The following is a 12,148-nucleotide window of genomic DNA, read 5'->3' as shown; positions in this document are numbered from 1 at the left end:
CTGGGGGGCTCCAATGAAAGAAGGCATGCGTGTCTGTGTGGTGGACAAACACCCACTCTTCCGTGACGGCGTGATCCTGGCCTTGAATTCTCAGGCGAACATAGAAATCGTTGGTCGCGGATCCACGGTCGATGACGTGATCCAGCTGGCGCAGGAGTGCATTCCAGACGTTGTTGTGATCGACACTGCCACTGTCGGTCGGAGAATGGATGCCATCGAGGTAATTCTTCAACAGAGCCCGAAGCTCGGCATCCTGTTCTTGGCGGACAATGCGGAGGAAGAGCACGTTTACGCCGCTCTGAAGCTGGGAGTTCGCGGCTATATCCTGAAAGGTGCCGACCGTGCCGAGTTGCTTCAGGCAGTCTCTGTGTTGGGCCAAGGAAAAAGCTTCATTTCACCGAGCCTCGCGGCAAGGCTGCTCATGCGCTCAGGTCCTGCAAATTATGTGGAGATCAAGGCCAGCAGCCCAGATCTTCCGCACCTTACTCCTCGCGAGCGGCAGATCATCTCTATCCTCGTCAAGGGCCGCAGCAACAAGGAAATCGGCAACACCCTGGACTTGAGCGAGAAAACCATCAAGCATCATCTGACCAACATTCTCCAGAAGCTGCGCGTGCGCAACCGCGTCGAAGCTGCCCTGATGATGTCCAATCATCTGCCGCAGCATCAGCCCGTCTCCTGAGGCAATCCGAAGATGGTTGCGATAAGTAGGCTTTATGCCGCGGTGATTGCGAGAGGCTGGAATACGGCGCTTTCGATGCTCCTGCCATTCAGGGAAACCTCTTGAATTTCCGTGACCAAGCTATCTGATGCTCACATTGAGAACGCGCGATCTATAGAATTCGCCAGGCTGCACTGTGCCGCTAGGATTACGAAGCCGAAATAGACCTTCCCAACTTCGTCAGACCTTCGCCAGCTCGACGTCAGTTCGGATCCTATAAGCTACCGCATCAAAGGAGTGAGGATTGGGTGGATCCTAAAAGTACACCTCCGGAACCGGAGCTGTACGTCCAGTCCCGTGTGCGATACAGCAAGTCCCATTAGACCGGCAGCCCAGGCGCAAAGCTCAAATGGATTGGGTGGAGAATGCCAACTCTCTCACATTCGAGATGCTATGCGGCGCTTTCCGCTCAATACCCGGGATGCTGGACGCGCTCGGGATGGGTGAAGACCTCGAAGGAATCCTCGCGCACTATGCCCACTAGTGTAAGCCCGCAGCCCTCCGCGACCCTCACGGCCAGGGCTGTGGGAGCGGAAATCGCAGCAATGATCGGGGCGCCCATGCGGGCTGTCTTCTGCACCATTTCCACCGACACGCGACTCGTCAGAAGCACCATGCCGGCGGAACAGGTTTCGTTGGCCCTCGCGAGGGCTCCGGCCAATTTATCGAGCGCATTGTGCCGCCCAACATCCTCCCGGATCTCGATCAAGCCCTGATCAGGACGCCAGAGAGCCGCGGCATGGATAGCTCTCGCCTCCCTGTTGAGCCTTTGCGCCTCGGACAGGTCGGCGATGGCGGCAGCAATGGCCCCTGGATGCAGTTGGAGAGTGCCGGCCACTTTCGGCGCCGGCCTTATTGCCTCTGCCAGGGATTCCACTCCACATATTCCGCAACCGACGGGTCCAGCCATGGCACGCCGCCTGGTCCGGTAGGCCCCGCTGCAGGTTTCCGACAGCCACATCCTGATCTCGCAACCAAGGTCATGCTCGATGATCTCCATGGAGAGCAGGTCATCCGGCCCGGCAATAATCCCTTCCGACTGGCTGAAGCCGAGGGCGAAGTCCTCCAGATCTGCGGGGCTCGCCATCATCACCGCGTGGGTCGATCCATTGTAGGTGAGCGCCACTGGCGTTTCCTCCGGCAACACACGGTCTCCAGCGGCAAACGTTCCTTTGGCCACGCTCGTCCGGGCTAAGCGAATGACAGGCTCGAGGTGAAGGCTCATTCCGCTGCCTCCGGTATCTGCTTCTGCTGAAGCGTGATGCGGATCGGAATCGATTTCGCCGCCGGCACCTTGCTCTTGTCCGCATAGTGCCAGACCGGAATTAGCGGATTGCACTCAGGATAATAAGCTGCGCAGCATCCTTCCGGGATCTCGTATGGAGTGATCCGCAATCCGCTCACCTGACGTACGACACCGTCATCGACGGCCGTCGTGAGGGTGACCATGTCTCCCTCTTCCAGATTCAGGCGGGCGATGTCGTTGCGGTTCATGAAGAGCACCATGCGGGTGCCTCTGACGCCCCTGAACCTGTCGTGATAGCCATAGACTGTCGTGTTGAACTGGTCGTTAGAGCGCACTGTCATGAGCTTGAAGATATCGCGATCGTTCTCGGCGATGCCGAGATCGGTCTCCAGGCTCTGGGGTACGACGAAGTTCGCTTTGCCGGTCTTGGTCTTCCAGCGGCGCTCGCGCGCCGCGATCGGGCGGTGGAAGCCGCCGGGCGTCCGCATGCGCTCGTTGAAGGCGCGGAAATCCTCCGGATAGGTTTCCTCGATGGCATCCCGGACGCGGGCGTAATCGGCGACCCAGTCGTCCCACGGCACCTTTGGATTGGGCGGAAGGGTCGCCTTCGCGATCTCGGCCACGATCCGTGGCTCGGAAAGAAGATCGGGACTTGCGGGCTTCGCGATGCCCTTGGAGCCATGGATACAGGCGGTGGAATCCTCAACCGCCACGGCCTGAGGTCCTGTCGCCTGTTCGTCGATCTCGATCCGCCCGAGGCATGGAAGGATATAGGTGACCTCGCCCGGGATAAGGTGATTGCGATTGAGCTTGGTGGAGATCTGCACCGACAGACGCATACGAGGCCAGGCTTCCTCCAGGGCTGCCGTCTCCGGAGCGGCGCGCACGAAGTTGCCGCCAAGGGCGACGAATGCCTTGACCTCGCCCTTGATAATGCCTTCGCAGACCTCCACCGTGGTCATACCTTTCCAGCGCGGCGGCTCGAAGCCATACTGCTCCTTGAGCTTGTCCAGAGGCACGAGTTCGGGCTTCTCCGCAATGCCGACCGTGCGCTGTCCCTGAACATTGGAATGGCCGCGCACCGGGCAGATGCCAGCGCCCGGCTTGCCGATATTTCCACGCAGGAGCAGCAGATTGACGAGCATCTGCACGTTCTCGACGCCCGCCTTGTGCTGGGTGAGTCCCATGCCATAGATACCGATGACGGCGTTCGCTCGAGCGTAAGCCGTGGCTGCCGCCTCCAGGGTAGAGCGGGAGAGGCCGGAGCGCCGTTCAAGCTCTGGCCACTGAGCCTGTCGGGCGGCTTTCGCGAACTCCTCGAAGCCGTAGGTGTGCTCGGCGATGAAGGCATGGTCCAGGACGGGCCTTCCTCCAGTGGCGCGCGCCTTGTCGTCGGTCTCTATCAGGATCTTGGCCAGCCCCATGAGCGCCGCAACGTCGCCGCCGATCTTCACCTGATGATATTGCGACGAGATGCGGGTCTCCGAGCCGGTCAGCATCTCAGTCGGCGCCTGCGGGTTGGTGAAGCGTTCCAGGCCCCGCTCCTTCAAGGGATTGAAGGTGATGATGGGCACACCGCGCTTGGAAGCCTCCTGGAGCGGGTGCAGCATGCGCGGGCTGTTGGTCCCGACATTCTGACCGAAGAACAGAATGCAGTCTGTCAGCTCGAAGTCGTCGAGAACCACCGTACCGACGGAGACGCCGATGCTCTCCGGCAGCGCTACTGAGGTGCTCTCGTGGCACATGTTGGAGGAATCCGGCAGGTTGTTGGTGCCGTAAAGTCGGGCGAAGAGCGCCCACATATAGGATGTCTCGAGCGAGGCGCGGCCGGAGGCGTAGAGCACCACCTGACGCGGATCGAAGGTCTTCAGCTCCTGCCCGATCTCCTGGAAGGCCTCGTCCCAGCTAACCGGGACGTATGTATCGGAAGCACTGTCATATCGCATGGGGTAGGTCAGACGGCCGGCCTCCTCGAGATCGTGATCCGACCATGTCCGCAGTTCGGAGAGCGTGTGCTTGCCGAAGAACTCGGGCGTCACCCGCTTCGTGGTGAGTTCCCAGGCAGTCGCCTTGGCGCCGTTCTCACAATATTCGAAAGGATGCGGGTCGGCGGGCTTCGCCCAGGCGCAGCTGACGCAGGCATACCCGTCAGGCTTGTTCTGCTTGAGCAGAATGGCGTTGCCGCTGACGAGGCGCCCCTCCTTGGTTAGGATACTTTCGACAGAACGGACTGAACCCCACCCACCTGCAGGACCTGGATAGGGCTTGATCTTGGGCTTATCGCTCATCTGGGGCAGCCTCCCGCTTGCCGCCGTTCATCTGCGGCGTTCGACGTAACCCATGTAAATGATCGGGGGACATGACCATTCAAGTAGGCTCGAAGCCGTCAGATGCAGCAGTGCTCGCAGGATACTAGAGAGCCCGTCTGCTCTCGAACCAGCGCTCGATCGGCGTAACCAGAATGGTCGTCAGAACGACGACCCCGGCACCGATGCACAGCGACAGCGTGGGAACCTCCGCAAAGAAAAGCCAGCCTGTGAGACCGGAGAAGAGGATCCACAGATATCCGATCGGGGCGAGCAGCTTGGCTTCCTGCTTCTGGTAAGCTCTCAGCAGCAATATTGGCCGAGCTGTGCCAGGGCACCGATGAGGACGATGGCTGGTGCCTCGCTCCAGGTAACCGGCACCCAGACGATGGCAGCCGGAATCGCAGTCAGGAACGTGAGTCCAACCGTGTAGAACAGCATCAGCACGACCGTGCTCTCACCGGCGAGCCGCCTGGTCTGCACGGCTGCCATGGAGCCGAAGATCACGGATCCGAACGCGGCGAGCAATCCCGCATTCCATGCAATGGAATCCGGCCGCACCATGATCAGGACGCCAACGAAACCCACACCCGCCAGAGCGAACCTGATTCTGCTCACCTTTTCCCCGAGCATAACGACCGCCATGGCCATCAGCACGAGCGGCCGGGTGAAGCCGATGGCCGTGACCAACGCCAGCGGAAGAGCGGCAAATGCCGCAAAGTTGAACGTAAGCGCTGCCGAATTGAACCCAACCCGGATCAGATGCCCCCGGAGATTCGACAGATTTGTCAATTCAGCGCGGTGACGCCAGACAAGCGGCGCGACCGACAGGAGTCCCACGAGAGACCGGAGGAAGACAAGCTGGACGGCCGGATAGGTTTCGCCCTGGACCTTGACGATGGCCTGCATCGTCGTGACGAGCGCCATGTCGAGCAGCAGCCATCCTGCGCTGTGCCAAAGCGGGACGGCAGGTGCCCGCGAAGCGCTCTCTACGTCAGCCGACATGTTCCTTTAGGCCGGCTGAACTAGGTTCGCTAGAAGCCGGAAAGCTCCGGGAACGAGCTTGTCTATCTGATGATGCAGCACGAGAGCTACATGGGTGTGGCGTCCTCGCCCGATCCGGGCTGAGACCAGTGAGCCCTTGAGAGGGCTCTCACCCGGATCGCTCAGGGAAAGCAGCTCCTCATAAGCTGGGTCATAGTCGGATGCGAAATAGAGCCCCCGCTCCTTGTCCCAGCCCTGCCAGTCTGCGGGTTCGATCCGGTTCGGGTAAGTCAAGAGCGGACTTTCGGGCTGCAGCACCGTTACAGGAGCCGAAGGGTCCGTCACACGCCACCGGAGCGACGGCGTTCCGATGGCAAGCCGACGCGGCGGCGTATGATCGGGATCCCAGGCATCGGTCGGACGATGGTAGAGTGTCACCAGATGCCCCCCGCCTTCCACGAACCGGTGCAGCCGTGTCGTCGCGGCTTTCAAGTCCCGTCTCAGTCCGAACGCAAAAATACCTACCACGATGGTGGTGTACTCCGACAGGGAGCCGGCTTTCAGCTCGGCCTCGCCGAGATCCGTTACGTCAAGACCAAGGCGGCGCATGTGGGCACCCACATTGTCACTGCCGCCACCGATATAACCGATCCGAGCACTCTCCGGCAGCGCAACATCGAGAGTAAGAATCTTGAGTTCCGCCGGCGTAACGAAGGAGGTCGGCCGGATATGAGGATAGGCAATGGTCTGCACCTGACTTGCCGGTCTCCCATCCACGAACGGGACGAGCGTTGAAACGCCGGCGCTGGCCTGCTGCGGCAGGTCGATAATCCAATCGGCGCAATCCTTTCGGACAGTCCATCCGTCTGGCGCCTGCCAACCCTCGGGCTCGGCCCCCACGGCTTTAATCCAAATGCTGGATGCATCGTCTCCGATCTTGCGGATAACTGTGATTGGATCGAGCACCAGGGATTGCGAGGGGTCAATCCTGAGAGGCTCCTCAGGATCGAGATCAACCCTGATGGTTCGCTCGCCGACCTGAGCCGACACGATGACACCGACCTCGCCGTTGCCGCCTATGGGGTCGAAAGCTTCGGGATAGTTTCCCGTATGAGATACCGATTTTGGAATCGTGATGGCGTATTCTACATGCCCTGCCCCACTCAGCCTCTCCACGGCATCCATGCCGATCGGGAGCCGGGGTACCACCGTGATGTCCTTGAGGCCGGACGCGTGAATGTGAACATCCAGAGCCACCTTCGCTCCCGGATGACACGCGCCTTTGAAGACTGCACGCGCATGTGCCTGCAGCTCGAAGAGAACTGCATCGATCTCCCGCAGCTTGCGATCAAGGCGATGCACGATCTGGTCAGACCGCTCGTCATCGCTATTCTTCTTGGCCTCTTCGATCAGATGCGCCGCCTGAGCGAGTTCCCGGCCAATTCGCTCGCGGTTCGGGAACGCTGCGATTGCAGTCCCGATATGCTCCTGCGCCTCCCGCAGGGCTGCCGCGGCAGCACCTGCCAAACCCGACGTGGCAGCAAGATCGGCGAGGTTCGTCGGCAGATGATTGCGAATATCGCTTTCCGGCTCGGCTGGACCGCCGGCGCGGAGCTTCAGATGAAGGCTCCACCGATCGACAGGATTGTCGCGCCACACACCCATGCCCTGCGACGCATGGGCCGCCCGTGACCACTCACCGAGCTGGCGATACGCCAAACCCGTGACGTCATCACGCCCGGCAACCTGAAGGCTGAGCGTCTCCGGCGGCGGAGGCGCCTCGTCGTCATAGGCATAGCCTGCCCCCGACCATGCCGGGAGGTAGAATTTTGAAATCTGCCAGGGTTGGAGGCCCAGCTTCGCATGCTCCGGAAATGCCGTGGGATCGGCGGCCATGACGAACGCCTTTTCGGCAGCTCGCGTCATCGCACGGTGATGGCCGTGCTGGCCTGGCACGTCCAGAAATGTCGGAATGACGATGTCAGGCTGATACTTGCGATAGGCGCGAACGAGGCGCTCGACAATGCGTTCCTCCCCCCATCGCCTGAGCGTATCATCCCCGTTCTTGGAAAAGCCGAAATCGTGAACCGGATCGTCTGGTCCGTGACCAAGCCAGGCAACGTCGACATCGATGCGCCGGGCCGCTTCCTCCATTTCCGCCGTCCGGAGAACGCCCAGTACCCCCCCGCGCTCCGGACCGAGGGCGTTCTGGCCGCCCTCACCCCGGGTGGAGCAGGCAACGACGACACGCATGCCATAGGCGAAGCGCAGGGCCGCCAGCATGCCGTTGATCTCGTCGTCAGGATGCGCCCCCGTGTTCATGACGGTCAGCACCGATTGCAGCCGGCTCAGGGCACGATGCAGGCGGACGAGTGCCGGCTGATGAACGGCGCGGGCAAGGCGGCTGTGGTCATCCAGCAAGGGAGATCTCCTCGTTCGATTGTTCACGTCGGGCCGCATGAGCCGTGTCGAGGCGCGGGGTCATTGTCTCGAGGAGCGGCAAGGCGGCCGCGCCCAGGGCTGCAGTAAGTCGTCCCGTCCGCCCATGGATCAGGCGCGCTTCGCTCCGGTTCCTGCGTCGGGCCACGGACAGGGGGAGCGGCTGCATGGCCTGCGTGAGATCCTCCAGCAAGCCCGGCGGAAGAGCCCCTCCGATCACGACTGCTTCCGGATCGAAGAGGTTTTCAAGCATGGCGATTTGAGGCGCGAGATAATCTGCTGCCTCCTGGATCCACGCCGTAACGACCGGATGCTTCTCACGGTGCAGCCGCTCCAGGTGTGCATAATCGACGCCCTGGACCCCTGCCGCGGCCAGCCGCTCGGTCAGGGCCTGGATGGAGGCATAGGCCTCGAGGCAGCCGTGCTGGCCGCAGGAGCAGAGACGCCCGCCTTTCTCCACGAGCACGTGTCCGACCTCGCCCGCATTCCCATTGGCCCCACGATAGGGTCGACCGTCGATCATGATCCCCAGGCCTAGACCCTGCCCGAAATAGATCAGACAGAAGTTCTTCAGGTCCCTGGCCGCGCCGTGAAGGCGCTCGCCGACAGCCGCAGCCGTGGCGTCGTTTTCAAGGGTGATGGGCACATGCAGCATCGTCCCGATACCCGCGACTGCGTCGAAATCGAACCAGCCCGACAGGGTCGTCGGTCCGACCGACGTCATGCCTTCGACGTTGAAAGGGCCCGGCATCACGACGCCGACCCCAAGGAGTTGCGGGACGGGTGGCTTCAATTGCGCCTGTGCAGCCGCGATCTCAGCTTTGATAACCGGAAGCACCGTTTCGGGATTGTTCCGTTGGATAGGAACACTGCGCTGCGCACGGACACGGCCTCCCATATCGACAAGAAGTGTAGAAACGTGATCGGCCGCGATCTCGATGCCTGCGGTCATGCCGCCGTTCGGATTGACCGCAAACTGGATCGGCGGCAGGCCGCGCCCGGCCCTGAGCCGACCTGTCCTGATGAGAAGCCCATCAGCGACGAGTTCCTCGACGATGTTCGAGACGGCCTGGGTGCTCAGATGGGCATGGCGCGAGATCTCCATGCGCCCGACCGGCCCCAGCTGACGAACGACGTCCAGAACCACACGGCGGTTATGGGAGCGATTCCGCTCTGGATTGCTTCCAATCGTCGATCGCGCGCTGGCTTTGGATTTCCTCGGCATCTCCACCACTCCACCGAGTAACGATGGCTTGAGACAATGAATAACTCAAGTGAATTATCTTATTGACAGCTCATTCACACTAAGGGAGCCTTGCATCCGGACGGTCCTCTGAAGGCCGCGACCAGAGAAGCGCGGGCGCTCGGCGCCAGCAATAATGGAGAGGGATATGCGTTTTCGTTATTTACTTGCGAGCGTCGCCCTGAGCTTCGCCACTTTAGCCACTTCCGGAGCCAAAGCGGTCGAGATCGAATACTGGCAGTACGTCTTCGACACCCGCGTGAAGGCGATGAACCAGCTGATCGCCAAGTTCCAGGAGGCCAATCCCGACATCAAGGTCAAGCAGACGACCTTCCCCTACGCCGATTACCAGACGAAGGTCGCCGCTGCGATCCTGGCCGGTCAGGGTCCCGACGTGGTGCAACTATTCTACGGCTGGACTGATAATTTCATCGCCGGCAAGATGATCCGCCCCCTCCGCGCGGAGGCATTCCCGAGCGCCGACATCGAACGCGACTTCTTCCCGATCGTGAGCGCCATGAAGCGCGGGAACGAGTATTACGGCCTTCCGACCGCCGTGCGCTCTCTGGCGCTGTTCTACAACAAGAAGGCCTTAAAGGATGCGGGCCTTGATCCGAACAATCCGCCGAAGACCATCGACGAGCTTGTCGCAGCTGCGGAGAAGACCACCAAGCGCGATGGCAGCGGCAACATCATCTCTGCTGGCATGACTCTCGACATGGGCGGGCAGGACCACCAATGGTGGCGCGAAGTCCTGATCCGCCAGTTCGGTGGCGAACCATATACGGATAGCGACACCAAGGTTGCCTACAACAGTGAAGCCGGCTTGAAGGCATTGACCTTCTACACGGACCTGCAGAAAAAGCATAAGGTCGGACAAGCGGGCTTCATGGACGAAGGACAAGCCGCCTTCCGCGCAGGCCTTGCCGCCATGACCATTGACGGCACTTTCCGTCTCGGCTCCTTCGGCACGATCAAGGCCTTCGAGTGGGGTGTGACGGAACTCCCGGCCAACGCGCAGGGCGTGCGCAGCAACTACGCCAGCTACTTCGCCAACGCCATCACCACGAGGGCCGACGGCGAGAAACTTGCGGCTGCCGAGAAGTTCCTGAAGTACGTCTCCTCGCCCGAGGCCATGAAGGTCTGGATGGAAGTTGTCGGCGAACTGCCGGCGCGCCGCACTGCGGCTCTCACGCCTGAGAACATTGCGCACCCGATCTATGGACCGTTCTTGAAGGGCCTGGAATACGCCCACACCACCCTCTTCAAGGATGAGGCCGCTCAGCGTCAGGTTGCCATCGACATGGCGAACCGTGTTCTGATCGGCAACGAGGACCCCAAGACCTCGCTCGTCAAGGCGGCGGAAGCCGAGCAGGCCATCCTCGACCGCGCCAAGCGCTAAGAGAAGCTCCGCGAGGACGAAGCAGATGTCCGTTGCTGCACATCGAGAGGTCGCCTCCGGCGGCCTCTGGTCGAGGATCAGCCTTGGCCAGAAACAGCTGATATGGGCTTGGGGCTTCCTCGCGGTTCCCCTCCTCTTCTACATCGTCATCCGGTTCTGGCCGACATTCCAGGCCTTCTACCTGTCCGTAACGGACTGGACGATCACGCGACCTGCTTCCTATGTCGGCCTGGAGAACTACCAGAGACTCTATGCGGATCCGCTCTTCTGGCAGGTGTTTCGCAACACCTTCCTGTATCTGATCCTCGGCACGCCGATCAGCCTGCTGATCTCCTTCGTCGTGGCCTATTACCTCGATCGGGTGCGCTTCATGCACTCGTTCATCCGAGCGCTATATTTCCTTCCGTTTCTCACGACAGCGGCCGCGATGGCATGGGTCTGGCGCTGGTTCTACCAGCCCGTGCCCATCGGCGTGATCAACGACGTCCTCTCGAGCTTCGGCATCCCGCAACAGCCCTTCCTTCGCTCGACATCCCAGGCGCTGCCGGCCGTGCTGGCGCCGGCCGTCTGGGCGGGGCTCGGCTTCCAAATCATCATCTTTCTCGCAGGAATCAGGGCAATTCCGGTCACTTACTACGAAGCAGCCCGGATCGACGGTTTGTCGGAAGGCGCGATCCTGCGCAAGATCACGATACCGCTGCTCAAGCCGACCCTGGTCTTTCTGGTCGTGTTCTCCTCGATCGGCTTTCTGCGCATCTTCGATCAGGTCTACAACATCAACACGAACGATCCCGGCGGTCCGCTGAATGCGACCAAGCCGCTCGTGCTGATGATCTATCAGACCGCCTTCAGCTCCTACGAGATGGGATACGCGGCAGCCCAGACCGTCGTGCTGTTCCTGATCCTGCTCGTGATCTCCCTTGTCCAACTGCGCCTCATGAGAGACCGCTGATGAAAGACGCTGTTTCCTCTCAGGCTCTTCCCATGGAGCGGGTCAGGCCGGGCAGGATCATTGCCTGGACGCTTCTGTTCATCGGCGGCGTCATCATGGTGACGCCCCTGCTTTTCATGCTCTCCACGTCCCTCAAGGATGCCTCCCAGGTCTACGACCTGCGCGTAATCCCCGCAGCGCCGACGCTCGACAACTATATCGAGATCCTGAGCGACGGGCGTTTCACGCGCTGGTTGATCAACTCGATGATCGTGGCCATCATCGTCACCCTCTCGAACGTGTTCTTCGACAGCCTCGTCGGCTACACCCTGGCGAAGTTCCGCTTCCGGGGTCGATACATCGTGTTCATCGCGATCCTGTCCACCCTGATGATCCCGACCGAGATGCTGGTTCTGCCCTGGTACCTGATGGCAAGCCAGTTCGGTTGGATCGACAGCTACTGGGGCATCATGTTCCCGGGCATGATGACGGCCTTCGGCACCTTCCTGATGAAGCAGTTCTTCGAGAGCGTGCCGGACGACTTCCTAGAGGCTGCGCGCATCGATGGCCTGAACGAGTTCACCATCTGGTGGAAGATCGCCATGCCGCTGGTGACCCCTGCCCTCTCGGCTCTTGCGATCTTCACGTTTCTTGGGAATTGGACGGCCTTCTTCTGGCCGCTTATCGTGACCACCAGCGCTGAGCTCTACACCCTGCCCGTCGGTCTCTCCAGCTTCGCGGTGGAGCAGTCGATCCAGTGGGAAAAGATCATGACGGGAGCGAGCATCGCGACGCTTCCCACCCTGATCATTTTCCTGTTCCTCCAGCGCTACATCGTCCGGGGCGTGATGCTCGCCGGGCTTAAAGGCTAAAGCC

At 61.0% G+C, this 12,148-nt stretch carries 10 protein-coding genes; 4 read left to right on the top strand and 6 right to left on the bottom strand.

The genetic code is table 11. From position 1 onward, the window contains the following. The first annotated feature begins 13 nt into the window (after nucleotides 1-13). Complete coding sequence (locus tag VB618_RS08515) at nucleotides 14-682, top strand: response regulator transcription factor (protein ID WP_329796190.1); 669 nt, start codon at nucleotides 14-16, stop codon at nucleotides 680-682. 448 nt (nucleotides 683-1,130) lie between these two features. Here VB618_RS08515 and fdhD read toward each other — a convergent pair whose 3' ends face one another. The 6 genes from fdhD to VB618_RS08485 form a co-directional block, all read right to left on the bottom strand. Next, on the bottom strand, nucleotides 1,131-1,946 hold the full coding sequence (fdhD, locus tag VB618_RS08510) for a formate dehydrogenase accessory sulfurtransferase FdhD (protein WP_329796189.1): 816 nt from the start codon (nucleotides 1,944-1,946) through the stop codon (nucleotides 1,131-1,133). Next, a complete protein-coding gene (locus tag VB618_RS08505; RefSeq protein ID WP_329796188.1) occupies nucleotides 1,943-4,255 on the bottom strand; it encodes an FdhF/YdeP family oxidoreductase in 2,313 nt (770 codons plus the stop codon). Before VB618_RS08505 ends, fdhD begins: the two co-directional genes overlap by 4 nt. Before the next feature lie 124 nt (nucleotides 4,256-4,379). After that, nucleotides 4,380-4,586 carry a hypothetical protein gene (locus tag VB618_RS08500; protein WP_329796187.1) on the bottom strand — a complete coding sequence of 69 codons (207 nt, stop codon included), beginning with the start codon at nucleotides 4,584-4,586 and terminating at the stop codon, nucleotides 4,380-4,382. Next, nucleotides 4,577-5,278, bottom strand: a complete 702-nt coding sequence (locus VB618_RS08495; protein WP_329796186.1) for a DMT family transporter — start codon at nucleotides 5,276-5,278, stop codon at nucleotides 4,577-4,579. The genes VB618_RS08500 and VB618_RS08495 overlap by 10 nt, the downstream gene beginning before the upstream one ends. A gap of 6 nt (nucleotides 5,279-5,284) precedes the next feature. Next, nucleotides 5,285-7,678, bottom strand: a complete 2,394-nt coding sequence (locus VB618_RS08490) for a PIG-L family deacetylase (protein ID WP_329796185.1) — start codon at nucleotides 7,676-7,678, stop codon at nucleotides 5,285-5,287. After that, the gene (locus VB618_RS08485; RefSeq protein WP_329796184.1) at nucleotides 7,668-8,921 is read right to left on the bottom strand and encodes an ROK family transcriptional regulator; all 1,254 of its coding nucleotides are present in this window, start codon (nucleotides 8,919-8,921) and stop codon (nucleotides 7,668-7,670) included. The genes VB618_RS08490 and VB618_RS08485 overlap by 11 nt, the downstream gene beginning before the upstream one ends. 154 nt (nucleotides 8,922-9,075) lie before the next feature. Between VB618_RS08485 and VB618_RS08480 the strand changes: the two genes are divergently transcribed. From VB618_RS08480 to VB618_RS08470, 3 genes are read left to right on the top strand one after another with little or no spacing between them, the layout of a single operon-like run. Then, complete coding sequence (locus VB618_RS08480; RefSeq protein WP_442931716.1) at nucleotides 9,076-10,341, top strand: extracellular solute-binding protein; 1,266 nt, start codon at nucleotides 9,076-9,078, stop codon at nucleotides 10,339-10,341. Between the two features lie 25 nt (nucleotides 10,342-10,366). Continuing rightward, nucleotides 10,367-11,293, top strand: coding sequence for a carbohydrate ABC transporter permease (locus VB618_RS08475; RefSeq protein WP_329796181.1), 927 nt, complete (start codon nucleotides 10,367-10,369; stop codon nucleotides 11,291-11,293). Next, nucleotides 11,293-12,144 carry a carbohydrate ABC transporter permease gene (locus tag VB618_RS08470; RefSeq protein WP_329796180.1) on the top strand — a complete coding sequence of 284 codons (852 nt, stop codon included), beginning with the start codon at nucleotides 11,293-11,295 and terminating at the stop codon, nucleotides 12,142-12,144. The genes VB618_RS08475 and VB618_RS08470 overlap by 1 nt, the downstream gene beginning before the upstream one ends. Nucleotides 12,145-12,148 lie beyond the last annotated feature (4 nt).

It is taken from the genome of Microvirga sp. CF3062 (assembly GCF_036314045.1).
In the GTDB taxonomy this organism is placed as follows: Bacteria; Pseudomonadota; Alphaproteobacteria; order Rhizobiales; family Beijerinckiaceae; genus Microvirga.
The sequence above is the reverse complement of the archived record's forward strand: the minus strand, read 5'-3'. Positions and strand labels throughout refer to the sequence as shown.